Origin of the sequence: Candidatus Sysuiplasma acidicola (genome assembly GCA_019721035.1) — an archaeon.
GTDB classification, from domain to species: domain Archaea; phylum Thermoplasmatota; class Thermoplasmata; order Sysuiplasmatales; family Sysuiplasmataceae; genus Sysuiplasma; species Sysuiplasma acidicola.
In genome coordinates, this window is the sequence record JAHEAA010000004.1 from 87,826 (window position 1) to 113,856 (window position 26,031).

The 26,031-nt window shown below is 52.9% G+C and carries 29 protein-coding genes; 10 read left to right on the plus strand and 19 right to left on the minus strand.

Annotated features, from left to right (window positions below):
* Positions 1 to 12: 12 nt before the first annotated feature.
* From KIS30_02930 to KIS30_02940, 3 genes are read left to right on the plus strand one after another with little or no spacing between them, the layout of a single operon-like run.
* Complete coding sequence (locus KIS30_02930) at positions 13 to 789, plus strand: RAD55 family ATPase (protein MBX8645697.1); 777 nt, start codon at positions 13 to 15, stop codon at positions 787 to 789.
* 29 nt (positions 790 to 818) lie between these two features.
* Complete coding sequence (locus tag KIS30_02935; GenBank protein MBX8645698.1) at positions 819 to 1,352, plus strand: hypothetical protein; 534 nt, start codon at positions 819 to 821, stop codon at positions 1,350 to 1,352.
* The gene (locus tag KIS30_02940) at positions 1,349 to 2,074 is read left to right on the plus strand and encodes an RAD55 family ATPase (protein MBX8645699.1); all 726 of its coding nucleotides are present in this window, start codon (positions 1,349 to 1,351) and stop codon (positions 2,072 to 2,074) included. The genes KIS30_02935 and KIS30_02940 overlap by 4 nt, the downstream gene beginning before the upstream one ends.
* A 3-nt stretch (positions 2,075 to 2,077) precedes the next feature.
* Here the strand turns inward: KIS30_02940 and KIS30_02945 are convergent, their stop codons facing one another.
* On the minus strand, positions 2,078 to 2,581 hold the full coding sequence (locus KIS30_02945; GenBank protein MBX8645700.1) for an RDD family protein: 504 nt from the start codon (positions 2,579 to 2,581) through the stop codon (positions 2,078 to 2,080).
* A 219-nt stretch (positions 2,582 to 2,800) separates the two neighbouring features.
* On the opposite strand from KIS30_02945, the gene KIS30_02950 reads away from it, so the two are divergent.
* Complete coding sequence (locus KIS30_02950; protein ID MBX8645701.1) at positions 2,801 to 3,277, plus strand: GNAT family N-acetyltransferase; 477 nt, start codon at positions 2,801 to 2,803, stop codon at positions 3,275 to 3,277.
* Between the two features lie 101 nt (positions 3,278 to 3,378).
* On the opposite strand, the gene KIS30_02955 is transcribed toward KIS30_02950, so the two are convergent.
* Both KIS30_02955 and KIS30_02960 read right to left on the minus strand, forming a co-directional pair.
* Positions 3,379 to 6,216: an FtsX-like permease family protein gene (locus KIS30_02955; protein ID MBX8645702.1), complete on the minus strand. Its 2,838-nt coding sequence runs from the start codon at positions 6,214 to 6,216 to the stop codon at positions 3,379 to 3,381.
* A gap of 106 nt (positions 6,217 to 6,322) precedes the next feature.
* Positions 6,323 to 7,027: an ABC transporter ATP-binding protein gene (locus KIS30_02960; GenBank protein ID MBX8645703.1), complete on the minus strand. Its 705-nt coding sequence runs from the start codon at positions 7,025 to 7,027 to the stop codon at positions 6,323 to 6,325.
* Between the two features lie 320 nt (positions 7,028 to 7,347).
* Here KIS30_02960 and KIS30_02965 point away from each other — a divergent pair, with 320 nt between their 5' ends.
* Complete coding sequence (locus KIS30_02965; protein ID MBX8645704.1) at positions 7,348 to 7,530, plus strand: methytransferase partner Trm112; 183 nt, start codon at positions 7,348 to 7,350, stop codon at positions 7,528 to 7,530.
* Positions 7,531 to 7,541: 11 nt separating this feature from the next.
* Here KIS30_02965 and KIS30_02970 read toward each other — a convergent pair whose 3' ends face one another.
* A complete protein-coding gene (locus KIS30_02970; protein MBX8645705.1) occupies positions 7,542 to 8,696 on the minus strand; it encodes a pyridoxal phosphate-dependent aminotransferase in 1,155 nt (384 codons plus the stop codon).
* Between the two features lie 335 nt (positions 8,697 to 9,031).
* On the opposite strand from KIS30_02970, the gene pdxS reads away from it, so the two are divergent.
* Positions 9,032 to 9,940, plus strand: a complete 909-nt coding sequence (pdxS, locus tag KIS30_02975; protein MBX8645706.1) for a pyridoxal 5'-phosphate synthase lyase subunit PdxS — start codon at positions 9,032 to 9,034, stop codon at positions 9,938 to 9,940.
* 14 nt (positions 9,941 to 9,954) lie between these two features.
* Here pdxS and KIS30_02980 read toward each other — a convergent pair whose 3' ends face one another.
* Positions 9,955 to 10,536: a hypothetical protein gene (locus tag KIS30_02980; protein ID MBX8645707.1), complete on the minus strand. Its 582-nt coding sequence runs from the start codon at positions 10,534 to 10,536 to the stop codon at positions 9,955 to 9,957.
* A 623-nt stretch (positions 10,537 to 11,159) separates the two neighbouring features.
* Here KIS30_02980 and KIS30_02985 point away from each other — a divergent pair.
* The 3 genes from KIS30_02985 to KIS30_02995 all read left to right on the plus strand — a co-directional run bounded on the left by KIS30_02985 (position 11,160) and on the right by KIS30_02995 (position 13,360).
* Positions 11,160 to 11,765: a hypothetical protein gene (locus KIS30_02985; GenBank protein MBX8645708.1), complete on the plus strand. Its 606-nt coding sequence runs from the start codon at positions 11,160 to 11,162 to the stop codon at positions 11,763 to 11,765.
* A gap of 229 nt (positions 11,766 to 11,994) precedes the next feature.
* The gene (locus KIS30_02990; GenBank protein ID MBX8645709.1) at positions 11,995 to 12,933 is read left to right on the plus strand and encodes an SPFH/Band 7/PHB domain protein; all 939 of its coding nucleotides are present in this window, start codon (positions 11,995 to 11,997) and stop codon (positions 12,931 to 12,933) included.
* Positions 12,926 to 13,360, plus strand: coding sequence for a hypothetical protein (locus KIS30_02995; GenBank protein MBX8645710.1), 435 nt, complete (start codon positions 12,926 to 12,928; stop codon positions 13,358 to 13,360). The genes KIS30_02990 and KIS30_02995 overlap by 8 nt, the downstream gene beginning before the upstream one ends.
* A 51-nt stretch (positions 13,361 to 13,411) precedes the next feature.
* On the opposite strand, the gene KIS30_03000 is transcribed toward KIS30_02995, so the two are convergent.
* Positions 13,412 to 14,728 carry an ATP-dependent Clp protease proteolytic subunit gene (locus tag KIS30_03000; GenBank protein MBX8645711.1) on the minus strand — a complete coding sequence of 439 codons (1,317 nt, stop codon included), beginning with the start codon at positions 14,726 to 14,728 and terminating at the stop codon, positions 13,412 to 13,414.
* Between the two features lie 133 nt (positions 14,729 to 14,861).
* Here KIS30_03000 and KIS30_03005 point away from each other — a divergent pair, with 133 nt between their 5' ends.
* Positions 14,862 to 15,575: a winged helix-turn-helix transcriptional regulator gene (locus tag KIS30_03005; GenBank protein MBX8645712.1), complete on the plus strand. Its 714-nt coding sequence runs from the start codon at positions 14,862 to 14,864 to the stop codon at positions 15,573 to 15,575.
* Positions 15,576 to 15,616: 41 nt separating this feature from the next.
* Here KIS30_03005 and KIS30_03010 read toward each other — a convergent pair whose 3' ends face one another.
* From KIS30_03010 to KIS30_03070, 13 genes are all read right to left on the minus strand, one after another.
* Positions 15,617 to 18,301, minus strand: a complete 2,685-nt coding sequence (locus KIS30_03010) for a phosphoenolpyruvate carboxylase (GenBank protein MBX8645713.1) — start codon at positions 18,299 to 18,301, stop codon at positions 15,617 to 15,619.
* Positions 18,302 to 18,387: 86 nt separating this feature from the next.
* The gene (locus KIS30_03015) at positions 18,388 to 18,672 is read right to left on the minus strand and encodes a hypothetical protein (GenBank protein MBX8645714.1); all 285 of its coding nucleotides are present in this window, start codon (positions 18,670 to 18,672) and stop codon (positions 18,388 to 18,390) included.
* Entirely contained in the window at positions 18,672 to 19,007 is a 336-nt protein-coding gene (locus KIS30_03020; protein MBX8645715.1) for a DsrE family protein, read from the minus strand. Before KIS30_03020 ends, KIS30_03015 begins: the two co-directional genes overlap by 1 nt.
* Positions 19,004 to 19,348: a DsrE family protein gene (locus KIS30_03025; GenBank protein ID MBX8645716.1), complete on the minus strand. Its 345-nt coding sequence runs from the start codon at positions 19,346 to 19,348 to the stop codon at positions 19,004 to 19,006. The genes KIS30_03020 and KIS30_03025 overlap by 4 nt, the downstream gene beginning before the upstream one ends.
* Positions 19,349 to 19,352: 4 nt before the next feature.
* Positions 19,353 to 19,550: a hypothetical protein gene (locus KIS30_03030; protein ID MBX8645717.1), complete on the minus strand. Its 198-nt coding sequence runs from the start codon at positions 19,548 to 19,550 to the stop codon at positions 19,353 to 19,355.
* On the minus strand, positions 19,551 to 20,639 hold the full coding sequence (locus KIS30_03035) for an ATP-binding protein (protein ID MBX8645718.1): 1,089 nt from the start codon (positions 20,637 to 20,639) through the stop codon (positions 19,551 to 19,553).
* A gap of 6 nt (positions 20,640 to 20,645) precedes the next feature.
* Positions 20,646 to 21,770 carry a lipoate--protein ligase family protein gene (locus tag KIS30_03040; GenBank protein MBX8645719.1) on the minus strand — a complete coding sequence of 375 codons (1,125 nt, stop codon included), beginning with the start codon at positions 21,768 to 21,770 and terminating at the stop codon, positions 20,646 to 20,648.
* 8 nt (positions 21,771 to 21,778) lie between these two features.
* The gene (locus KIS30_03045; protein ID MBX8645720.1) at positions 21,779 to 22,162 is read right to left on the minus strand and encodes a DsrE family protein; all 384 of its coding nucleotides are present in this window, start codon (positions 22,160 to 22,162) and stop codon (positions 21,779 to 21,781) included.
* 4 nt (positions 22,163 to 22,166) lie between these two features.
* A complete protein-coding gene (locus tag KIS30_03050) occupies positions 22,167 to 22,616 on the minus strand; it encodes a glycine cleavage system protein H (protein ID MBX8645721.1) in 450 nt (149 codons plus the stop codon).
* Between the two features lie 18 nt (positions 22,617 to 22,634).
* On the minus strand, positions 22,635 to 23,546 hold the full coding sequence (locus KIS30_03055; GenBank protein ID MBX8645722.1) for a CoB--CoM heterodisulfide reductase iron-sulfur subunit B family protein: 912 nt from the start codon (positions 23,544 to 23,546) through the stop codon (positions 22,635 to 22,637).
* Entirely contained in the window at positions 23,533 to 24,234 is a 702-nt protein-coding gene (locus tag KIS30_03060) for a 4Fe-4S dicluster domain-containing protein (GenBank protein MBX8645723.1), read from the minus strand. The genes KIS30_03055 and KIS30_03060 overlap by 14 nt, the downstream gene beginning before the upstream one ends.
* Positions 24,221 to 24,931: a hypothetical protein gene (locus KIS30_03065; protein MBX8645724.1), complete on the minus strand. Its 711-nt coding sequence runs from the start codon at positions 24,929 to 24,931 to the stop codon at positions 24,221 to 24,223. The genes KIS30_03060 and KIS30_03065 overlap by 14 nt, the downstream gene beginning before the upstream one ends.
* Positions 24,924 to 26,030, minus strand: a complete 1,107-nt coding sequence (locus tag KIS30_03070; GenBank protein ID MBX8645725.1) for an FAD-dependent oxidoreductase — start codon at positions 26,028 to 26,030, stop codon at positions 24,924 to 24,926. Before KIS30_03070 ends, KIS30_03065 begins: the two co-directional genes overlap by 8 nt.
* Position 26,031 lies beyond the last annotated feature (1 nt).

Genomic DNA, 26,031 nt, shown 5'->3' on the forward strand with positions numbered 1-26,031 from the left:
CTGCAGATCCTTATGAAGGCGGCACAGGAGGAGTCAAAAGCGGCTTCCCCGGACAGCATAGGCAGGGAAAAATGTTTCACGGGAATCGAAGGACTGGACAGTATACTAGGAGGCGGCATTCCGCGAAACAACACTATTCTGCTTACCGGTAACTGCGGAACAGGTAAGACTTCCCTGTCCCTGGAATTTCTTCTTCACGGTGCCGTGAGCGGTGAAAACGGGCTCTATCTATCTGTTACCGAACCTTTCGAAAAACTCATTGCCAATATGATACCATATGACTTTTTCCGACGTGATCTGATTAAAAGCGGGAAGATGACATTCATAGATATCTCTGCGATATACAGCAGACTCGGCTTCAAGCGGGACAAAATGTCGCTGGAAGACGTGGACCTGCTTGTCGTCGCACTCGGGGACCTGACAAGGGAAACGAAGGCAAGACGGCTCGTCATAGACTCGATCACATCGATAGCCTACCAGCTGGATACACAGGAGAAGCTGAGGAATCTGATGCTCGGTCTCAGCAAGATGTTATCCGGGCTGGGAACCACATCGCTTGTGATATCTGAAATGACAGCCGCAGATTCCAGCTATTCGAAATACGGAGTGGAGGAGGCCGTTGCAGACGGCGTCATACTGATGGGAAACATGGAAAGGAACGGAGACATGCTCAGAACACTCCAGGTAATAAAGATGAGAGGAACATCACATTCCAGGGCGAAATATGTGCTTGATCTCTCGACGGCAGGCACGCTGCTTGTGCCGCTTCTGAAGGGGGGATCGGCATAATAGATGTGTCCGTCCAGGTGGCAGGGGAGATGAAGAAACTGGAGCCCAGCACATCGACTTCCCTGGAAATAGGTACCGAAGTTTATTTCGACGCCATAAAGGGCATGCTGAATCAGCATAACAAGAATGTTCAGATCATCTATGTAGCCTCGACAGTTCCTGCGGATGCGATAATCAGCGCCATGAAGATGATAGGTGTCGACACGAGTCACGTCAGATTCATAGACTGCATCTCAAGCATGATGACGGGCCAGCGAGGGAGTCCCGAAAACGTGATACTGATTGAGAGCCCGACAATGCTGGAGAACATCATGCTCAAGATAGAATTTGTCCGGAGGAAATCGGCCGGAAAGACTGTGCTTGTAATCGTGGACTCCATCAACACCCTGCACATACACAACGACTGGAAGATCATGGGTGAATTCCTGCATATAATGGTCAACGGCCTGCGCTCCAGGGGCGCAATGGTACTCATGCTCAGCATAAACGAGCAACAGACGCAGGAAGTGAGCACACTGCTCGGACTCGTGAGCGACAAGACAATCAGGTTCGGAGGAGAATGATGCCTGTCACTTCAGGAATAAGACACCTCGATGCAGCCCTCGGGGGAGGATTCGCGGACGGGACGTTGTGCGCAATAGTGGGTGACACCGGCTCGGGACTCGGAGTGCTTGCCAAACAGTTTGCCTCGGTAGGCGACGAGAAAAGTTACTATTTTTCCACAATAGACAGCAGGGATGAAGTCCTTTCCACAATAACACGCTTCGGCTGGCGGACGGATCTGGAGATTGTCGATATAGGTGACAAGTACTACGATTCCGTACTCCTCAAAAGGCTGGAAGTCACGCGGTACAGGCAGGAAGGCATAAAGGTCATGGACGTCTTTGAAAGCCCTACGGAGGGCGAAAGGCCTTTTAACTTTCTCACATTCCTGACGCATGAGATTTTCAAGATAAAACCTCCCTTCAGAATCACGATAGACTCGCTGGATTTCTTCCTCGACAACTACGGCGTCGAGGATGTTCTCGGTGCACTCAGGACGCTGAAGGCATACAACAAGCGAAGCAGGGGCACTTTGCTGGTAACGATGACAAAAAACGTATTTGATACACGCACCCAGAATTCGATATATGCCTTATGTGACACGATGCTTGAACTCGACAGAGAACGCGTAGGCAAAAAATTCGAAAACAGTCTTATCGTAAGCAAGGTGAAGAGTTTTCCGGAAAGGACAAAGATACTGCAGTATTCAATAACTGCAGACGGTTTCACTCTTTTCGAATGAGCATCATTCGTAGCTTCTCACGTGCCTGAGTCTCACTTTAATCAGCGAGCTGGCAGGATGGGTGGAAACCACCGTGGTGCCGAATACCCTGTCTGTGAATCTCTGTCTCGGATCCCCATAGGTGAAGAGCCCGAGAATGACATCCAGCGGCAGCAGTATGTACCAGAAAAGTTTGGCAATATTGCGGAAGACCGCTTCATGCAGATTCAACTCTCCTTTCTGTGAAGATACGCGCAATGCCATGATTTTCTTGCCTAGCGTGTATCCATAGAAGTACTCTGAAGAGGTTGAATAAATGAACCAGCAGATGCCGGACGCTATACCAACAAAAAGCTCAAAGTAGAGTTTCCCGAAGCCAAAAGTCATGCCGACTGCCCAGACTGGAACAAAAACAGTCAATGTATCGATAAGTCCCGCAGCCGCTCTCTTGATCCAGTGCGAGCGCAAAATGCTGTTCCTGAAAAGCATTTCAATGGCTATTGGCATTCCACATCCCTGCATCTTCAACGATTATCGCAGATATAATGCTATCGGAAGTGTCTGACGATTGTCTGCTGTCATGGCACTCAACCGATCTCCGGTGTAACGCACTCTGCATGCCGTCGGATGCGTGCAAACCCTGCTGGTGAGATCGGCTTACTGTATTGCGCAAAATTGAGAAACACCGGGCGCCAATCTTCGGAGTGCCGAAGCTGTTATGTAGACAACCGCTATATTCACAAGTTCATGGTCACACTGCTGCCGTTGAGTCCCGCCGAGTTCGATGACTATCTGAATGACAGCATCAGAAATTACGCCGCCGAGAAAGTCAGGGCCGGCACATGGACTGAGGCCGGTGCAGATGTGCTTTCTAAAGAAGCGTTCGACCAGCTTCTGCCGCAGGGTCTTGACACCGAACATCAGCATCTCTATTCCATCGTCGACGAAGCCAGCCGGAACAAGGTAGGCATGGTCTGGATCGGTGTCAAAGACAGGAGTCCCGTGCCAGGTGCCTGGATTTGGGACATCATTATCTACGAACAATACAGGCGCAGGGGATACGCGACCGAAACACTGCAAGCTCTTGACCGCCTCCTGCAAACGATGAATATCGACAGTCTGTCGCTTCATGTCTTTGGCCACAACGCAGGTGCATTGAGTCTGTATGAGAAGAACGGTTTCCGGCCGACTGACATCACGATGACAAAAAAAATTGGCCGATGACATCCGTGGACTGCTGCAGCGGACGCTTTTCTTTCTGACCGCCATTCTCCAAGCCTGTGAGGCTCTGCAGCCCGCCGGCATTCAGCGCATGACAAACTGCATCATTCGATATATCGTATGGCGGTCGACGGTTCTATCCTGGACACAGCACGTACTGAGCTGACGACTGCCACTACGGTAAGAAGGAGGGAAATCATCACGAGCAGAATGATGCTTGAAGGTGAATATGCAAAGGCCAGTACATCGCTGAGTCTGGCTGCTATTACTTCTCCGTTTACGAGACTCATCACCACGCCTATCACCGAACCCGAGAATGCGATGAAAACAAACTCAAGAAGAAATGATGCAGACATCATGCGCCTGGTGAATCCTATCGCCCTGAGGAGACCAATCTGCTGTCTTCTCTCGACTACAGAGCGCATTGCTATGATGCCCAGGCCCGCGGTCCCCGCTACGAGTCCCATGGCTATGAATATCTCGGTCATTTCCACGATGCCCTGTATGTCCATTGTGAGCTGCTGCGTAATGAGATTCAGATTGATCACGACAGGATCATAAGATATGAGCGCCCTCCTCAGGTTAATGGATGCGACCGTAGGTGACACACCGGGTGCGAGTCTTATGAAGAGTACCGGGAATGCCTGTTTCAGCAGGCCGAGCGAAGACATGTCCGGGAGCCGGACAAAAACACCCTGGAAACCGAATTCGTCGAGTATGCCTGCAACAATGACGCTTCTGGCGCTGTGATTTGCGCCGTAAATTGTCAGCTCACTTCCCAGGGCTGCTTTTACCGGTGCCGGTGTGCCTGTCCCGAAATTGCCTTTTGTAATGCCGGCCAGCGTCATGTCGATGATGGCAAGCGAACTGTTGTTTCTGACCGCACTCCAAACGGCGCCTGGTGAAGGGAAACGCGGCAGGTAGCTGTAAAACTGATACCTGTTATGCGAGGCAAAACCGCCGTTCTCACTGCCCGAAGGGATTCCCACAAGCGGATATATGAACGGTGCGGAGCCGTTCAATGTGAACGCCGTGCCTGTGTCATATATCAGGTCTGCCGCTGAGATGTATCCGGCGAGCGTGGAATTTCCAGTGACGGCAGAAGTCAGGTTTCCTCCGTTTCCGCTGTAGACCACAAAGTTGTAGCCGCCGCTCTGTTTTGCGACTGTCTGCACTGCCGCCTGGTTAATCATGCTACCGAGCACCGAAACTGAAACTATGCCGAAAATGACAAATGAAAATAATGCGAGGGACGCCGCAGTCCTGATCTTCTTCTGCGTGGGAAATGCAAGCGCCTGACGTATCGTCGGAACGATGCTTCCGCCGCTGTGTTTTCCCGGTCTTATGACTTTTAGCATCAGCGGTTCGAGCGAGAAGAAGACGAGTATTCCTCCAGTGACAAGGAAAAGGCCCGACTCTACATAGATGTAGTATGAATAGGTGAAATTGTGCGGAAACAGATTCCATGACTGCGGCAAGCCCCAAATGAGTATGAGCGCCGCTCCGGCTGCGCCCGTAAGATAACCGGCGCCCGTGGCCGATATGACGAGCCATACGGCAGAGATGGAAACAAGCGAAAGCCCCAGCATCGCTACTTCAAGCAGTTTCAGCTGGAAACCCATGTAGATTAGCGTGACGGAAGTCAGCGCGAATACAAGAGGAACGGCGACTCTTGACACGCCTTTCACCTTACTTCCGGCGGCAGTGTTTCTACGGATGGTTTCTATCACGCTGAATCTGCTTATCCTGTAACTCGCAATGAGTATGATGACTAGCGTGGCAACCGCTCCCGCTGAAAATCCGGTAACAACGTCCGGCACAGTGACAGTGAATGAGGAAAGCAGTATGCCAGTCTCCCGCACCGGTGCGGCAAATGTGCTGCCGAACAATTCGACAAAACCCAGCGTCATCAGGAAACCGATGCCGACACCGAGGGCAGAGCCTGCGAAGCAGGACAGAAGCGTATAGACGAATCCCTCTGAAACAAATCCTCCGGTAATCTGCCTTCTGGTTGCACCAAGCGCCCTGAGCGTACCGAGATCCCTCATTCTCTCCTCGGCAAGCATGTAGAATATGACCGCCACAAGAATCAGGCCGGTGGCCACTGCGAAGAGGCTCAGCGCCAGGTAGAGATCTGAGATGTCGCTCACCTCGGAATGAACCAGATTCAGCTGCTGCAGCAGGACAGGATATGCGGCGAGTCCCGTACCAAGCTTTCCGTTGACTGTCGAAAGCGTGCTGTTCAGCAGTTTCATCACTGCATCCGACTGCTGCGCTCCTTCCAGCACGCTGCCCGTGTTGGCAACCGCAATGAGGCTGATGCTGCCTGCGGAGCCCGTAACCACGGACGAATCGCCGAGTCTCATGAAAATATTGAATCCGGAATCGAAGTATCCTCTGAAGTTGTCCTTCACGATGGCGTATATTGTGCCGGTGTAACTCCTGCCGTTTCCTGCGTACACTGTAAGTTTATCGCCCTGCGAGGCGTCCAGTTGCTTTGCGGCAAGCTGATCGACGAGCATCTCTCCGTGCGGGAGCCGGTTCACCGTGCTGCCGTTCACAGAAATGAAATTTCCGAGTATGCTGTTTGCCCACCAGGGTGCCGCGCAAAAACCAAGTTCATAGTACGGCACACGTGTGGTATTATCGTAGGCGCTTACGGTCAGATAGGTCATAGGCACGAGGCCCGCGACAAGCCGGCTGCCCGAAACAGTGCTGTTGATATCATTGTATGCGCCGTAACTGAAGGGGCTGCCATAAAGCGAGTTGCCGTAGTTTGTTACGGTCTCGTCGACATGGCCATAGCTGAGCGTGACCATGTTGCTGCTCAGCGTCAGCATGCTGCTCCTCATCACCAGCGCGCCGCTAATCATTGCCGATCCTATCATCAGGCCTGCTATTATCAGCACTGCTCTCTTTCTGTTTCCGAATGCATTACGCATGAAGAGCCTGAAGATGAATCTGTTCCGGATGATGATTCCAACCGACAGTGCAGCCAGCAGCAGAAATGCAATCGCCAGGTAAAGTGTGATGTCAATTGCCGTCGGCTCAACTCCCGCTGTCTGTTATTCTGCCGTCGGAAAGCCGTATCCTGATGTTCGTGCGCGAGGCTACCTCGGCATTGTGCGTCACGACGACAACGGTCGAATGCTGCTCACGGTTCAGCCTGCTGAAGAGTTCCAGCACAGCCGAGCCGGCCTCGCTGTCGAGATTGCCGGTGGGCTCGTCGGCCCACAGGACTGCAGGCATGTTGACCAGTGATCTTGCGATGGCGACACGCTGCTGTTCACCGCCAGAAAGCTGGTCAGGTTTGAAACCGGTTCTGTTCTCCAGTCCAACAAATTCGAGGACTTCAATTGCCCTCCTTCTTGCCTCGGAAGCACGAACGCCCGTAATCAGCGCCGGCAGCTCCACGTTCTCTACAACGTTAAAGACTGGCAGAAGTGCATAATTCTGAAACACGAAACCCATGCTTGACGCCCTGAACCTGCTTATTTCTCTGTCTGTCATACCGGTGATGTTCCTTCCCGCTATGATGACTTCCCCCTCTGTAACGCGGTCAAGACCGGAGAGACAATTGAGCAGCGTCGATTTACCCGAACCGGACGGGCCGGTAACTGCGACAAAGTCTCCCCGCCTTATGCTGACGGTCACATTCTTCAGCGCGGCAAATCTCTCTTTTCCCACTGTGTAATATTTGCTTATGTTCTGTGCCCGGACAGCGTATCCGTCATCTGCTGCATGCCCCTGCATATCAATTACTTGGACCGGTGACCAATTAATTAACAATGCTGCCTCCGCCCCCGCATTCGGGGCGCAGGATGCCACTCGGCTCGCCCGTCACTCATCACAAATCAGCGTTGGGTTTCTCGTCACTGTGGCAGCAGGACTATTGACCATCCCCTTAACAATGTTGTGCTCGCATTGCTATCCCGGGCGGAGGAGCTTTTTATCAACTTTGTGCGTAAAACAGCACGCTTCCGCTCAATACGGGCGTCAACCGAAGTTTGTGCAGCGTGACAGGGGAACCGGCGCTCGGAAAGCTTTTTAGAACAGTATGCGCATCTTAATGCGTGAAGAGCAAACTCATGGAGATACTGGCGTGTCCTGTCTGCAGGCATCATCCACTGGAACTTGAAGTGGATAAAAAGGAAGCCGAGGAAATAATTTCAGGCACTATCAAATGCGCAAAGTGCGGAAACGCATACCCCATCCAGGACTCCATACCAAATATGCTGCCGCCAGAACTCAGATAGGCGTCCTGCGCTCATCCCAGTCTGACGAGTGCCTTCTCGATCGCATCCAGTCCTTTTTCCAGCTGCTCCATGCCTGTCGCATATGATATTCTGAAGTGATGCTCCCCGAATTTGCCGAATGACGATCCGGGCGTGACGCCGACATGCGCCTGATCAAGCAGGTAATCTCCCATCCTGTCAGAATCCATATCAAATTCGTATTTAGGGAAAGCGTAGAATGCTCCCTTTGGTTCCACCATGCTCAGGCCATTGATTTCCCCGATGCGCCGTACCACGAAATCCCGTCTTCTACGGAATTCCGCGACCATCTCTTCCACTGGTTCCCTGGGCCCCTTCAGCGCCGCGACGCCCGCCTTCTGCACGAATGATGTGGCACATGTTATCGAATGTGTCTGGATCTTCTGTATGTCGCCTATCAGGCTCTTGTCTGCATGGAGATAACCAAGTCTCCATCCGGTCATCGAATAAGTTTTCGAAAAACCGTTCACCGTTATGACTCTCTCTTTCATGCCGTCGAGCGATGCCGGAGAGTGGTTCACAGCATCGTAAATGATCTTCTCATAGATTTCATCACTGATGATAAGCAGATCATGGTCAACGGCAAGTTCGCATATTCCGGCCACATCCTCTTTCCTCATTACAGCCCCTGTTGGATTGCAGGGAGAGTTCAGTATTATCATTCTCGTACTGTCATTAATCTTCTCGGCGACCAGCTCGGGAGTAAGCCTGAACGATGTTTCCTCGTCCGCTCTTACAGGGACAGGAATGTCCTCTGCGATGCGCACCATCGGCTCGTATGAAACCCACGCCGGGTCCGGCATTATGACTTCCGATCCTCTGTCAACAAGCGCGAGAACGGCCATGAAAATGGCCTGCTTTGTCGGTGTCACGACGATTTCCGACGCATGTGCATCTATCCTGTTTTCAGAACGGAGTTTTTCCGCTATTGCCTCTCTCAGTTCGGGTATGCCGGAGGAAGGCGTGTATTTCGTGAAACCGGCCTTCAGCGCGGAGATGCACTCATCGACTATGTGCTGCGGAGTCGGAAAATCGGGCTCCCCTATGGAAAACGAAATAACATCAATGCCCTTCGATTTCAGTTCCTTGACTTTGTCAGCGACTTTCACCGTGCCTGATTCCACAACTGAGCTCATTCTCGCGCTCATGTGTGAAGGGATATCACGTTCCCTTAAAACACTTTACTGACTGCGGGCAGCAGGGGCAATATACGGCTGCAAGCTGAGGGCGCAGGCAAGTCGGAACAGAAGTATTTCCACCCGAGCGAAGCGAGAGCGGACATGCTGACAGGCAACAATATTGTTTGTTGCGATTTTCGAAAGCAATTTCACACGCTCCTACATTACTCTACGCTGAAAATTTCACGCCCCCCAATCCCTCAGTGGGAAAGCACTCGAATAATCGACTGCCACCTGATTCCTTTGGCATACATAGATAAGGAAGATCCTGTTTTTATTATCAAGCGACCAGGGAGGTCGACGTTATGCCTCTGAATATAGACATATCTTCACTAAGACACGGAACGGAACTGATTAAGAGAGGATTCGCCAGCATGCAGAAAGGCGGCGTCATAATGGACGTGACGAATGCCGAACAGGCTGCGATAGCTGAGGAAGCCGGATCAGTGGCAGTCATGGCGCTGGAGAGGGTTCCCGCCGATATAAGGGCCGCCGGAGGCGTGGCGAGAATGGCCGATCCGCTCAAAGTGCTCGAAATCATTGATGCCGTCACCATACCGGTAATGGCAAAATGCAGAATAGGTCATGCGGCAGAAGCACTGGTTCTGCAGTCACTGGGCGTGGATATGATTGACGAGAGTGAGGTGCTGACGCCCGCAGATCCATTTTATCATGTGGACAAGAGGGCGTTTACAGTTCCTTTCGTCTGCGGCGCGAGAGACCTGGGTGAGGCGCTGAGAAGAATCGGCGAAGGTGCCGCGATGATCAGAACTAAAGGCGAACCGGGAACCGGAAACGTGGTTGAGGCCGTAAGGCATCAGCGTGTTGTCATGTCTAAAATACGATCTCTCAAGGGTCTTTCCGACGAAGAGCTCAACGGCGTGGCGCGGGAAATAAACGCACCGCTGGAACTCGTGAAGGAAACAGCAGTGCTTCAACGCCTGCCCGTCGTCAACTTCGCTGCCGGCGGAATAGCCTCCCCGGCCGACGCTGCACTGATGATGCAGCTTGGCAGCGACGGAATATTCGTGGGAAGCGGCATATTCAAGGCGAAGAATCCGAAGATGATGGCAAAGGCAATTGTGGAAGCGACGCTGCACTTTGACGATCCTTCCATTGTCGCAGAAGTTTCAAAGGGTCTAGGCGAATCGATGCCCGGCGTGGAAATATCCAAGCTTGCCCAGGAACAGCGCATGCAGGAAAGAGGCTACTGAAGCCGAGGCAGTGTTTATCTCCTCAATCTCAGGTGGAGCGGTACCAGCATCGGCACGTTCCTTCTGTAATCATCATACGTTGCTCCGTACCTGTGCTTCATGAACGGCTCCTGAATTGCTTTCAGATAGAGTAAATAGGCTACGGCAAGTGAAGGCGTTATGATGAAGATGGCCACGGCGGACTGCAGGAGCACTCCCAGCCCGGCCAGTATTATCAGATATCCAAGTCCCTTCGGATTCCTGCTAATGGAGTACGGTCCGTTTACAATCAGCCTTTCACCGCTCCTGTGCTGTGTGTATGAGAGGGCCCAGAATATCCAGGATGCGCCAATCATGAAAAGCAGCGAGAATATTATGAAATTCCAGGGAAATATGTCGAAGTATGTCCAGGTGAACGCCTGTGAGAGCACGGGCGTTGAGTAATCGACTGCGGCAAGATATCCAAATGGTATCATCACCGTCACCAGGTATGCGAGCACAGACTTCTCAACAGAAGCGATGAGGGAGGATTTCTGCTGGCTCCTCCCGTCATTCCATCTGGCCGCGCTGCTGCGCCTGTCCAGACCCCTGTCTGTTCTATCGGCTCCCCTGAACAATCGTCATCCCATCCGTCAGACACTATGTATGCGGCGTTATAAAAAGCTAATCGATTTGCTCAATTGGAGGGTCAATGCAAGCGTGTCCATGAGCATAACCAGTGAACTGATACACATGCCTCAGCCCTGATTACATTGCCAGATATGCTTTGCGGGATATGACCCGATGAGGAAGATCGCCTGTCATCAAAATGTAATGCGATACTATCGCCTTGGCTGTGGCTGCTTCTGAACGGCACGGCACGGTCAGGAAGTCGAACGGCCATCTCTTGTCCGTACAGACGGCGGTACTGCGAGTGTTCTGTGATTTTAGGCATAGTTCAGCTATCAAGATTCGCTTCGCGGAGATGTTAGATTCAGGAAAAACTGGAAAGCAGCTTGTTGAACTCCTTCTCAGGATGATCGTGTGGGGGGCGCCAGGACTGTGATTAGAATACAGTAATTTATTGGCACACCCGGTGTCATCAACGGTTTATAATGCTCTATTCAGGGTTACGATGTGGAGGGTTTACCGCGAATTCAAATCAGTCGACATCTGTTTCTAATGAGGCATTTCAATCAGCCGTGACTTCAACGGCAGCTAAGGAATGCAACACAGCTGAACTGTCAATCGAGGTATGCTGATGGAGGAAGTCAACAGCTCAGCATACGGCGCGGAAACTGTCAACCTTCATTTCAAACTGCGTGATACTCCATTGGGCCGGCTATTGATTCCCTTCTCACTTTTCTTTTCTGTGTGCTTTATCGCCGAGCTTGCTGACTGGTATCTCACAAGATTGGGTTTTACATACAGCTATGGGCTGTTCGGTTTTAACAACAACCAACCTGTCATTCGAGCTCTTGCTGCTAACTTCATTGCGGCTACCTACGTGGGCCAGATGGTTCTCTCCCTGTCACTCTTCATCATATTCTATCTGATCGCGAACTTAATGCCACCTGCAAAGTCCCGGATAATTTTGGTTGTTTCCATCTTAACAGGCTCATTCGCAGGGAATTTTGTTGGTTATATGATTATCTTCAATGACCTCTATTATCTTCCTTTTCTGTCCCATGGGAATTTGACGATAGGCGAGGCTCAGCCATCCATTCTAGGTGCATTACTGTATGCGAGCGTCGCAGGAGACTGGTTGCGCATGGCTCTGGTTGCACTCGGTGGATTTTTTATGGGCGGCTTGCAACGATTGACCGAAGAGTCAGAAATTAATGAGCCCTCAAAAGTTCGACGATAGTTCAATCGGGAGATCACTGCCTCATACATCCTGGATCACTGTTCAAAAGTCACACCCTATCATCAATTGAGTGTTCAGACGTACTGCTTGTCAGTGTCCGATTGCGCAGGAAACTGTATCCTCACAAGATTGCCTTCAAATCTTCCCTTATGGCATTAACACCTGCACGCGGTGTTGATTGAGGGAAAAGATGTTAAGTATGTTCGTATCTAAGGTATTGAGGAATAAAATGTGGTCCATACTTGCGACGGAAGGATTCAAGTACATTGATCTGCAGGCCTCGTCATCTCTTGGAGCCTTTGCAGGCGGTATCGTGATACTGTTCATAGTGCTCATCTTCCTTTCCGCAATGATTAAGATCGTTAAGGAATACGAGCGTATCGTCAATTTCAGACTCGGCAAGGCACAGGCAGAGAAAGGACCCGGTATAGTGTTTATAATTCCAGGCATCGACAAGCCGGTTCGTGTTGACCTGAGGGAGCGGTTCCTCCAGATTCCACATCAGACATGCATTACCAAGGACAACGCACCGGTAGACATCGATTTCATCATCTATTTCAAGGTCATCAGCGCCGCGGATTCTGTCATACAGGTTAACAATTTCGAAGGGGCGGCGATGGGCATCGCCACAACAACACTCAGGGCTGTTATCGGAGACATCAACCTGGATGAAGTTCTTTCAAAGAGAGAAGAAATCAACGCAGTGCTGCGAACAAAACTGGATGAAGTTACGACAAGATGGGGCGTCAAAGTCACCAATGTGGAGATAAGGGAAATACTGCCTCCGAAGAATGTGTCAGATGCAATGATACTGCAGATGTCTGCGGAAAGGAGCAGGCGTGCGGTCGTCACGGAAGCCGAAGGAAAGAAGTCCGCAACGATAACCGTAGCAGAGGGCGACAGGCAGAGCGCCATACTCAGGGCGGAAGGGGAGAAGCAGTCCGCCATACTGAAGGCAGAGGGGTATGCGCAGGCGCTGAGTACAGTCTTTTCGGCCGCGAAGACAATCGATTCGAAGACGCTGACGCTGCAGTACCTCGACACGCTCAAGGCGCTGGGAAGCAGCGCTGCCACCAAATTCGTCCTGCCTGCTGAGTTCACTCAGCTGCTTGCACCCATAAAGGCGATGATCAGCAGTGCGGAGACGGAGGCAGGCAAGAGTGAGTGAGTCGGCTCCACGCAACGACAACAGCCTGATCGATCGGCTGTTCCTGTTCGGCATAAGGCCCTTTCTGATAGTCATCGGCATATTCGCCATCGGCCTGTATATGCTCGCGTACGGCATTTCGGGCATGGATGCCGGCTATATCTTTACCGGCGTGATTCTCCTGCTTCTGAGCGCCGGCCTCGCATATGGTTTCAAGACGACCGGGACAAAGAGGATCACGAAGGCATATTTCACAAAAGACATCAAGGTGGGTCGCATCGGAAAAGCAAAAAAATCTTTCGGCGGGACGACGCGCGGTGTCGTGGATCTGGACAATGAGTACTGGACAGCCGTTTCAGACGATAACATAGCAGAAGGGGACGACGTCACGGTGCTGTCAGTCGAGCCGGACAGGGTAACGCTGCGCGTAGAGAAGAAGAAAAGCTGAATGCATGCTTCCTCCCACCCTCCGCGATGCACACAGACACCGCACTTGAAATCAATGATCCTTTCCAGTCTGCGGCGGCGCTTCTTCAACTCTCAGCTTTCCGTCGCCGTAATCGAGGACCTTCACATTCGTGCCCTTGGATATGAATTTGTCAGAAGTGCATGTCCATTCTTCCGAAAGGACGTTGCAAATTCCTCCGCTTCCCGGCATAACATCTGTGACGGCCCATCCCAGGGCTCCGATTGTTCTGTGCGGTCCTACGAGCTTCGGACCATCCATCATCGCCTTCCTTATTCTTGAAATGTAAACCGCACCGATTATGAGCAATGCTCCGACGACACCCATGCCGATGTAGTTTCCCGTTCCGAACGGCGTGGGAGAATAGCCCAGGGAGTTTCCGGCAAGCAACCAGCTGCCCACCAGGCCGAGCAATATTCCGGACATTGCAAAGATCCCGTGTCCCGCCTTCAGCTCTAGGAATATCAGCACCGCGGCCGCAATCAGTATGAGTATTGCCACGACCGGCGCACCTATCACCTCGGCTCCCAGCAGGCCGAGCGCAATCATTATTCCGCCGAAGAATGTGAGGAACAGTGTCCTGTGTGTCATGTCTATGAATATGGCCACGATCCCCACGAGGAAGAATATGCCGTCGAGCGTCGGATTGCTAACGACGCTCAGAAACTGATCGAACACAGGCTCCTGAAATACATTGATCGTCGCATTCTGAAGACCCGCGAGTCCGAGAAACTCACTGAACGACTGCGCTTCACCGGATATCAGCCCGATCGCATAAGCCGTGCTTGCATTGTAGGCGACATTGTTTTCGGCCATATTTTCCGCGGCACTCACATTGTAATGATTTCTGGACGCAAGCGCTCCTATGAACTGCACTGAAAAGTTCTTCACATGCTGCTCTTCCAGTGCAGTTCCGCCTATAATGTAAGGCGTAGATGGTCCTATCACTGAGCCGTCTCCCATGTATGTCCTGTTCGTCGCGAGAGCAATGTAGCTGCCTGCAGAAGCTGCCGCCCCGTCCGGCGGCACATACGTATATACGGAAAGACCCCTGGACTGCACGCTCTGAATGGCACTGACTATGGACAGCATATTCTCGAGAAGCCCTCCGGGCGTGTTCATCACGATGACCATGTCTTCATGATTCGATATGGCTGCGGAAGCCGCTGTCTGCACATAGCTTGCAGCCCCCTGGTCAACGGCAATGTTGAAGTTGACAACAATGACACTCCTGTGTGCCGTCGCAGAAGCCGTGTCCGCACGGGCAGCCGATTGTGCTGCCGCTGGATGTGGCAGGAATATGAGCATAAAGACTGCAACAACAGCCAGTATGCGCAGAACGGCACGCATGGCAGTCAATACGGTTGACCCGCAATTAAATTTATTGGCTGCGGGCGTCGCCAGCGGCGATTCGAGGCTTCTCAGGCGTGATAAGCGTCGGATAAGTAATATAAAGGCTCCGTGAAGTTGAAATCAGGATAACTTGGCGCAACACAGTTTTCAGAGGTCAATCAGGGGCGCGGAGAATGGAACATCCGGGTTTCCGCGCTCATATGTGTCTGTCCCGCCAGCAAAAGTCAAGGCGCTCACTGGGAACCGCAGAAAGATACTGCAGTTACTCTACAGTTTCCCGGCCTCCAGCGTCTCCAGGATTTCCAGGGAGGTGAAACTCACACCGAATACAGTCAAATGGCATCTGAATGCGCTGAAGAAGTGGGAGTTCATAAACGAGGAGAGGGTGGACAACAGATCAGTATTTTTCCCGTGCAATTTTCTGGATCAGTCAGAGCTTCAGATTCTGACCATCCTCAATGACGAATCATCCAGCCTGATTTTCAGGAACGTGTTCTATCACCCCGGAACAACCCAGAAAGAAATCAGGGAGATGCTCGAGCTGACGCAGAACACAGCTGGTTATTTCCTCAGAAAACTCACTCATATGGGCGCAGTCGAGGAGAAGCAGGACGGAAAGTTCAAACACTATTATCCGTCAAGAGAGATAATGAAGAGACTCGAGGAGAGGCGGAAAAAATCGGGCGATTATGCTCACTCTCTGGTGCAGAGACTCGCCTCCGACGGCGTCGAGGTCACCGAACTCAAGATACTCAGCGACTCATTTTCGTTCACGTTCAGGCACAGGAAGGGAGAAGAAACCATAGTTTTCGATTCGAATCCGTTCAGGAATGTAATAGCCTGATGCTCCCCTCATTGTTCCGAAGCCATGTGCAGTGCGTCCGTTCAGCCCGTATTCCTCATCCCGTACGCTATCCCCTTTATGCTCATCAGCATTATTCTCTCAAGTTTCATGTCCTGCTCTCGGCTTCGCAGGCGTGAAATTACCTCTGCCTGCACGGCGTTGATGACATCCACGTACGGGTTGCGCAGCGCAATGCTTTCTCTTAGCGTTCTGTTATCCTCAAGCAGTGCTTTGCCTCTCAGCTCGGAAACCGTTTTTACCGTCCTGTCATATTCTTTCTCAAATGTGTCAAAAAGAGATCGGTTGCCCGGCGATGCGAGCTCCGCGTAACGCGACCCGACATAGAAATCCGTTTTCGCCAGCGTCATTTCAAGCATGTCTATGAGCGATTTGAAGAAGTTCCACTGCGCCGCCATTTCACGGCGCGTGTGCTTCCCTGCCGCACTCCTTGTCCGGAGCCCCGTGCCGGCGCCGTACCATCCGGAAATCAGGTGCCTGTTCTGTGTCCAGGAGAAGACCCACGGTATGGCTCTCAGATCACGGAACGACAGATGCCCTCTGGTGGCCGGTCTGGTGCCTATGTTCAGCGAAGGAATGTATTTCAGCGGCGTAGCTTCGGAGAGATATCCTGGCAGTCTGCTGTCCGTCAGCATTCTCCTGTATGTCTCATGCGATTTCTCCGAAATCAGCTCCATCTCCTCAACCCATGTGTCTCTGGTCCTCAGCGTGTGTGATTTGAGTCTCAGAATCGCGCTTATCGCCTGCTCATATTCCCTTATGGTGATTTCCCTGTCGAAATACCTGCTCCAGAGTACCTCCCCCTGCTCCGTGAATTTGAGACTGCATCCGGCCGACTCCTGCGGCTGCGAAAGTATCGCAAGATGCGTCGGCCCGCCGCCTCTGCTTATTGAACCACCCCGTCCGTGAAAAAACTTGAGCCTGACGCCGAAACGGGAAGCCGCTTCCAGCAGGTCCGTCTGAGAGCAGTATATGAGCCATCTGGAGGTCATGTAGCCAGCATCCTTGTTGCTGTCAGAATAGCCGAGCATAATCTCCTGCTCCATGCCCCTCCTTGACAGAAATTCACTATACAGTCTGTTACCGAACAGTCTTGTCATGACATCGGCAGACTTTCTGAGGTCTGCATATGTCTCGAACAGCGGGACGACCGGCAGTTCCGACGTTCCGTCAGTGCCGAGTCCTGCGGCCTTCTGCAGGAAGAGCGCCTCGAGAAGCTGGATGTCAGAATGCGTATTGCTGACAATGTAACTGCCCATTGAGCCTTTTCCGAATCTCTTCTGTGCCTCTCCGGCGGCCTTCAGCATGGCCAGTATTCTGGTTTCCCTGTGTCCTTCCCTGCCGGCGATGACAGGCTTAACAGGTGAGGCAAGCAACTCCTCGAGGCGCTTTCTCTTTTCATCATCTGTCATGTCATTATATCCCGCAGTTTCCTCTGACGACGGGGCAAGAGCGGCTACCGCATCTGACTGTTCTGAGGAATGAACACGTATGTCCGGGGATGCGAGATGGATCGAAAAGGTTTCCACAGTTCTTATGAGATCCTCCAGTGCACCTCCGGCAATTGTGTCATTGCCCCCCTCGAGCAGACTCTGCTGCATGACCCTCAGATCAGAGAGAAGTTCTTCGCCGCAGGTATAGCGTCTGGGCGCGTGCGCTTCAGTTTCTGCGAGTCTCGCTATGATGAAACTGCACAGAGCCCTGTACGGCTCATTTTCGTTTACCCTGGAAATCTCTTTCCACACCTCCGGAAAATCGGTCTTGCAGGTTTCGAGTCGGTGCATGAGCGCGCCGCTCATGATGGCATATTTCTCAGACACCGAAAGTCTGGATATGAGCCTGTTGAGGGCAGCGGTGTATTTTGAAAAGAGCAGTCGCTGCTGCATGCGCAGCGCATCGAGCATAGTGCCTGCATCCGTAATCGGATTGCCGTCTGCGTCCGAGCCAATCCACGAGCCGTACCGTATGAACGCCGGAAACCTGTAGTTTCGTCCGGGAAATGCCCGCCTGAATGAAAAATCGAGTCTCCTGTAGAATTCCGGTATTGTTTCAATGATGTTTATGTCAAAGAAATACAGGCCGTATTTCAACTCGTCTTCCATTTCAGGTCTCCTGCCGCGCAGCTCGTCAGTAAGCCACAGTTCAGCAATCTCCTCCCTTAGGGATGCGTATGCTGCCGTTTTTTCTAGGTCTGTCGAAGCGTCGTGAAGCTCCAGCAGCGCCTCCTCGACTCGTTTCACTTTTTCAAGTATCGTTTTCCTTCGTGCCTCGGTAGGATGGGGTGTGAGCACAAATGCAAGCGCTATCGAGTTGAACATCTCCTCGACCCCGCCTGCTGACAGGCCGTTCCTGGCGAGCGTCAGCATCATCTCTTCAGCCGAATCGGTAACGGCACCGCGTCTCATGCCCGCCTTCAGCTTTCTTATCCTGAGGACGTCCTCCGCCACGTTCACGATCTGAAAATAGGCTGTGAATGCACGCACAAGCAGCAGGAGTCCGTCGTCGTCCTGTGCTCTGACCAGCCTTGAAAGCTCACGCGAAGCAAGCGTTTTTCCCCGGCGAAGCGACACGGAGAGCCTTCTCGCACTCTCGACGAGTTCCAGTGCATCTCTTCCCTCAATTTCGCCGATTGTGTTTCCCAGCGTCTCCGCGAGGAAGCCGACGTCGCTACGCAAATCCCCGCCCGCAGGCACAACGCGCTTTTCCATAACTCCGCGAATGATGATTTTACGGCTGTTTTAAAGACTTTGCTATTTTTTATCAGTTGTTCCCGGAATCCCGGTCGGGGAAGGCATCAGAAGGAGATGAAACAGTCTGCATGCGCCATGAGGCCTGAAAGGCCGTTTCTTCCGATTCGTTCTGCGTCACGCCGCAGCGGCAGCTGTTCCGTGGAATCCTCGACACATAGCGTGAACACCGCTCCGAGCCGATGGAGGTCATCCGTCAGTCTCTTCATGCAGAATATGGCGGCGCCTTCCAGGACGATGGTTGTCTCAGCCCTTGCGCAGAGGCTCGCTATCAGGCCGGGAATATCGGAATCGTGCGCAATCCTGCGATGTATGTGTATGAGCACCTTCATCAGAACACCAGCACCTTCGACGAAAGCATGATCGATGAGAGTTCATCGGACTCAATCAGTCTGTAATTTTCCGGAAGTGGCACTTCGGGGATCAGCCGCCTGAACGAACCGGCGTGAACACGGATACGGATGGAGTCGGTGCCTTCCATTCTCTTCAGCGTCTCTCTCCCGAATTTTCCACCAGTCTGTTCCAGCAGTATGAATGCGCCGTCGTCTATAAGGATGAAATCAACTTCATGATTCAATGCCGCAATCATGAATGAGACGCGCACCGCCTCCGTCAGATGTGCCGTCGACAGCGGCGGTCTCGTGAGCAACACTGTTACCTTCATCATTCCTCCGCCGTGTAGCTGAATATTGCGTCCGCCGTCTCAATCTCTTCGACAAGATCCTCGAGCCCGCCCATTTTTGCTTTCTCTATGAGCGTGCTCACACCCCTCATTGCAGAGCATGTCGAACAGCAGATTATGTTCACACCGCCGAGTCCGGCAAAACCTGCAACCACCTCGGCCGCCCCTTTGCGGCTCAGCGGCATCGACGCGTTGTAGGTGCCGTCGCCAAGCAGGAAAACCGAGACCGTGTGCCCTTCCCCTGAAAGCGCGGCAGCCTTTTCCAGCACATATTCGGCCTCCCTGTGCTGAACCGGAGACGAGAAGAGAATGAAGAGGCAGCGCACGATGCTACTCCTCCACAGCGGACCAGCCGGACATCGTGCACACATATCTGCTGCCCTCTATTTCCACGATGCCGCCCTTGTCCACCTCTCCCTCAAAGAAAAGGCTGTTCAGCAGTTCCAGGTGTTCGGACGGAATGCCTTCCGTCCGTCCTCCTGTGAAGAACGGATCGCCTATCCTCGCAATGACCCTCACCCTGATCATTCACATCTTCCTCTGTCTCTCTGCCTGCGCATTCTGCAGCATGGCAAATCGCATCCTTCTGATTGTTTTGAACAGTTCGGTGTTGCTGTAAAGCTCTATTTCTCCTCTGTCGGAGAGTCCGCTGACGGCCGGGTCGAGCGGAATCGTCCCTATATATGGAACGTCAAGCTCCGACGCTGCCTTCTCCCCTCCTTCCCTTCCGAAGACATTGACTCTGGATCCGTCAGGAAGGCGGAGGAATGCCATGTTTTCAATCACGCCAGTGACTGGCACATGCATCTCCCTGGCCATAATTACTGCCCTCGCGACAACGGACCGTGCCACCTCCATCGGACTCGTGACGAAAAGGACGCCGTCAGGCGTGAGCGACTGGAAAACAGTCATCGGCGCATCGGATGTTCCAGGCGGAAGGTCTACTATCAGGTAGTGGAGCTTTCCCCAGGCCGTTTCGGAGAACAGCCCCCTTATTGCGCTGTTTATGAGCGGCCCCCTCCAGACAAGCGGTGTCTTGAACCTGTCCATGATCAGGTCCACTGTCATGATCTTTACGCCTGTCTGCGAACTGAGCGGCACTATTTTTCCGTCCTTGCCAAGTTCAGGCAGGCTGTTCAGACCGAACATTCTGGAAATACACGGTCCGGTGATATCGGCGTCTAGTATGCCTGTCCTGAATCCAAGCATGGAGAGGTGTGTGGCCAGAACGGCAGTCACGAAGCTCTTGCCCACGCCGCCCTTTCCCGATGCGACTGCGATTATGTTCGAAATGTCTCCGCGCGGAAGCGCGTCTATGCCTGTTCTCTCGTGCGTCCCGCTATCGACGATCGGGAGTTCAACGCTTCGCCGGGTCGCCGCGCCGGTGTCCGCTGTTTCGGAAAATTCGACGACAGCTCTGTATCCCTCCCCGGCAAGAACGGCCTCGATGTCCGACTTTATGACGTTGCTCAGCGGATACGCGTGCGGCACGGACACTCTCACCTTCACTTCCGTCCCCTCTACGTCGACGGCAGAGAGCATTCCCTTTTCGCTCAGGGAATATTTCTCTTCGGGGTGCGGAACTGTTGAGAGCAGTTCAATCGGTTCCCGAGTCAACGGCTCTCATCCCCCGCCGCTGTTTGTGATTGAAGGATGTCTTGCGGCCTCGGTTATGGCGTTTGCAAAATCATCAGGCATGGCGCCGAGGATCCTGACGCCGTCCTCTGTCATAACGGATGCAACCTTTTCAGATATGGTTTTCGCGTTCAGAGGCAGGCCCTCCAGAGCTCTTTCGAGCCTGTCGAGCTTCCAGGTTACCGGCACTGTGAAAAAATCGCCCGAAAGCACGATGCTCCCAATCGTTCCGCGGTCCACCAGCAGCGTGACACGGATCAGTTTCTGCGCCTTGTAGTCGTACTTGCAGAGAAACACTCCTTCCCTGATCTTCACTATGCGGCGATCGGCGAAAAGTTCACTCCTGCTGCTGTCCCTTGAGAACACCCATTCACTTCCCTTCCTCTCCTCCACAAGCACGGAGAGACGGTACGCTTCATCCTCCGTAACGGACGAACTGTTTATCTGTCCACCGTACAGCCTTCCGAACTCGCCGGTGAGCGCCGCATCGATTTCCTCCCTGCTCACCTGTCTTCCCAGCAGCGCTCTGACGGACGTCAGGTGCTCTTCCATCGTCCGAGCCATCTTGTCCCTGAATTTTTCATCAGGCACTCTCAGTATGCCTGACATCATCTCCAGATTCAGATCCAGCAGTATGTCTCCGGTGAGGACTCTCGCGCTGTCGATATCCACTGCCCCGTTTGCGCTGATCTTGCGTCCGTCCACCGCAAGGTCATTCAATCCGGATCTGACTGTATGTATCCCTATCCGCTGAAGTGCTGAGGAGACGGGTTCGAGCATCCTTCCGTAGTACTCCTGTATAGTTCCTCCCGTTGTGGGCGAACCGAGACTGCTGATCAGGAAGTAATCCTCTTCCCACGGTCCGTCCGCTATCGCGCCTCCTCCGATCACACGGCGTACCACCGGTATGGAATTCCTCGTGCAGTAGTCCATGTCAATCTCCTGCAGCGCCTCCTGGTGGAAGCCGACGTTTGCGAACGGTTTCTCTGCATGACACAGGACCAGCGTGTCTCCGCGCTTTCCTTCGCTCACCGACCCGGCGAGGACGACGAACATGTTAGTCATCACGTAACCGTCAACCGGACCGAGGTTGATAACGTCCAGTCCGGTCATTTTTCCCCTCAGAAACTCAGAACGGTGTCGGAATCCAGCGACAGGTCCACGAGCGTGGAAGAGCCGACAACCTTCACGCCGCTTATGACATCCTTCGGATCTATGTCGCAAAGGCTCCTCAGGCTCTCCTCGCAGGCGTAGAACTTCACGCCGCCTTCCAGTGCCATGTTGATGAACTGCATCAGCGTTCCGCCCTTCTTCAGCTTTACCTGCTCCGCAAAACCGGACTTAAGCAGCTTTGGCGCATGCATCAGAAAATACATTGATGTATCGACTTCCATCGCCGCCGACAGCGCTGCCGTGTAGAATGGTGCGTACGTTTTCTCCGGATCTTCGGGTCCGGTCGTCATGACAATCAGTAATTTTTTTCCCTCGACATCCGCCACTTGCATCACCTCACTGCTGGCATCTTATGCATTTTATGTTGTCCCTGCTGATGAACTCCCTGTACCGCGACATCGCGCTCTCCCCCGTGAGCAGCGCCGCCTTCTCCTCCGGACTGGACACTTTCACACGCACAATCCAGCCCCTGCCGTACGGATCGTTGTTGATCAGCTCCGGGTGCGAAACAAGCTCCTCGTTCGGTTTCACAACTACGCCAGTCAGCGGCGCAAGCACCGCTCCGGCCCATTTACCGCTTTCGATTGTAGCGAGCGGTTTCCCCCTTGGTCTGGCTGTCCCCTCGCCCTTGACTCTGATGACGACAATCTTGCCCGCCCTCGTCTGCGCCGGGTCAGTCAGCCCTATCACGGCCTCATCGCCCTCAAACCTCACCCACGACATCTGATTTCCTTCCAGGAAATAGAAAAGATCGTCAGGCAGCTCGCATCCGTTAATCATTGCCATGTTCGAAACCTCCTGAATCTAGAACCCTTTCGAGTGCAAAATCTTTCCTGCATCGGAGAAATTGTCCGCGAGCCGCGCGTCCCGCCTGCTGTGACCGAACGCCAGCGCCATCAGCTGCGTGAAGTACACGACCGGCCTTACAATCTCTCTGCCGTACTGTTTTTCGATCATAGGTATGTTCGCCTCTATGTTCATCTGCCCGAGCGGGCACATCGTCACGACGAAGTCAGCATTCAGTCTTGCAGCCTCGTTAAGTATCGACGCACTGAATCCGACGGAGACCTCGCGATCCGCAATTGCATGTCCCCCGCCGCAGCAGACAGTCTTCAGCGGATAATCGACCGTTTCCGCTCCAATCGCCTCCATGAGATCATCCATGAAGTGCGGATGCTCCGGATTGTCCCTTTCGCCGGAACCGGCGCCGGTGTAAATCTTCGGCCTCGTGTAGAGGCAGCCGTAATAGCAGGCGACCCTGAGTCCTTTCAGCGGTTTCCTGACTCTTTTCCTCACCGCATCGAGTCCCGCCTGCTGGTAGATGACCTCTATTATGTGTTTTACCTCCACATCTCCCTCGTATGAAGGTGCCCCCGCCTTGTTCAGATACTCGTTCATTCTGTTCTTTGTGGCCGCGTCCTCGGTTATTGCCTTGTTCGCTCTTCCAAGCGAGAAGACGCATCCGTTGCAGGGCGCCACAACCGCCTTCGAGCCCATCTCCTTCGCGAGTGCGAGATTCCTCCCGGGCAGGAAGACGGACAGGTCATAGCTCACTGTCTTCACTTCCGTTGCGCCGCAGCAGTTGTAGTCCACAATCTCGTCCATCACTATGCCCAGGTCCCTGCTCACCAGCTCGGAACTCTTCCTGTAGGCCTTCCCGAGACCGTCCAGCGAACAGCCCGGATAAAATGCCAGCCCGCCTTCATCGTAACTCATAACCATCTTTCTCCAGTATCTCTTCTGCAACTTTCCTTACTTTCTTCCATCCCTTCGTTCTGTGTCTGAACGGACCTGTTCTCAGTCTCCCGGTCCTGAGCATATTCATGCCCATCTTCATCATGTACGATGCGTCGAACTCCTTCATTTCCTCGTCCCTGATGTAATTCCTCAGCAGCATGATCTCGTCTAGTATGCCCGTTTTGAGCACATTGCCGACATACTCGTCATCCCATCTGCTTGCGGGCGTCTCCTGCATCCAGCCCTTCTTTCTCATGTAGCCGTCGATGGCATGAATGACCTCCTCCACTCTCACGTCCTTCGGGCACCGTTCGACGCACTTGTTGCAAGCCAGGCATCGCCAGATGACATCCTTGTACTTCTTCAGCTCTTCCTCGTCGCCTATCTTTGCGAGATAGATGAAATATCTGGGGTTGAATTCCCGCAGACCGAAATCGGTATGCATGCAGCAGCCCGATGTGCACGTTCCGCACTGCCAGCATCTGTTTATCGTTCTGCCTTCCGGCGTCGAAGCTATTTCGTCCACCATGGCAGGCTGATACTGTGACAGAATCCTCTGCTGTATGAATATGTTCCACTGGCCCGAAACATCCCTCCCTTCTAGCTCTGCGCTGTCCTTCTGCAGGATCTTCTGCTTCTCAATGAGATGTTTCTCATGGATTGGCACGGTGTATCCTCCTGATGCCGAGTATCATTGTGGAAATGACGCCGTGGTTGGGGAAGAGCGCTTCCATGCCGCCCGCATTCATCGAATTGTCCTTTGCACCAATCACGTCCTGCGAATAGTACAGCGCACTCATCAGATCTATGGGTATGAAATCCTTGAATCTGTAACCGTGCACGGCAAGGGATGCGGCAATGCTCTTCATCACCTTCTGGACCTGTTCAAAACTGATGGGCCTTTTTTCGGCGGCAATAGCTTCTCTCAGCGCGCCGGTGCCGTTTGACGGATTCCACACCCATCTGGTCGCGAGCCCGTACCTGGCGGGATATGAAAAGTGTATCATCTCATATGCCAGGTCCATGAGCACTTCGGGCGGACCTCCTTTGAGCGACATGAAAAGCGATATGCAGCGCTCCGGATCAGTGTCAGAGGATGATAGCGAATCTATGGCACTGTCTATCTCCTCAGCTGTGTTGCCTGAGAGAATGGAATCGCAGTGTCTCCTCGCCGTAAAGCACAGTCTGATGAAATCCCTCCTTCCCTGTTCGGTCCTCTCCCGCTCTGAGACGTATTCCCGGATGACGGCCGACTTGAGTCTTAGCCTTTCAATATAGGCGGACAGCTCCACTTCCCAGTTCTGGCCGATAGTTGCATCCGCAATTTCCCGCAGACGGTAACTGTTCAGCATAAGCTCAGGCATTTACCTTCATCGACCTGTCGCTTGTTCTCTTTGATTTCGATTCTTTTGTTCCGGCGCGCTTCCTGACGTAGTTGAAAGCCTTCATGGCGGCTGCCGACCCTTCGGTTATTGCATCGGGTATGGCCTTCGGGCCCGTCGCAGTTCCTGCGACAAACACATTCTCCACCGTCGTGTGGACAGGCAGGCTGTCGGCCTCGAGCGGCTTGACGAATCCGTGCTCCTCCATTTCCAGGCCAAGGAGTTTTGCCATCTCGACCGTTCCCTGGCTTGCCTCCATGCCTGTGGTCAGGACGAGCATGTCGAACGGCACCTCGCTCGGCCGCTGTAGTATAGTGTCCTCGGCCATTGCGATCAGGTTTCCTTCATCCCCCTTGCTGATAGCACCTATTCTTCCGCGTATGAATTTGACGTTCAGATCCTCCATCGCCTTCCAGTACAGCTGATCTTCCCAGAAGCCGTATGTCCTTATGTCCATGTAATAGATGTAGGTGTCAATCTCCGGATGTTTTTTCTTCACTTCCATCGCCTGTTTGATGGACACCGCGCAACCCAGCCTGCAGCAGTAGAACTTCCCAACCTGCCTGTCGCGCGAACCAACGCACAGAAGCCAGCCTATGCGCTCAGGCATTTTGCCGTTCGACGGTCGGACGAGATTGTCATCGGACAGCATCTTTTCAAAATCCTTGAAATCTATTACGTCCGGATAGATGCCATAGCCGTACTCGTACTTCTTGTGAGGGTCCCAGTGCTCGAAACCTGTTGCGAGAATCACGGCATCGAACACTTCCTCTTCCTTTCCGCCGTCCCCGGAAGTGAATGCAACCTTTGCCTGTCCATCGACATTGTTGATGCCCGAAACGATTGTATTGAGTTTCGTTGTGACCGTAGACGATTCAACCTGTTTAATCAGCGGGTCCAGCACCTCTTCCACCGGCTTGAGATCCGGCGCGATGAGGCTGTAGTGGAGTCGCTTTGGTGTACCGCCCAGGACAGACTCTTTTTCGACGAGAACAACCTCCGCACCCGCCCCGATAAGATCAATCGAAGCGCTCAGACCCGCTGGTCCCCCTCCTATCACGAGTATGCGTGGTGATGCCAGT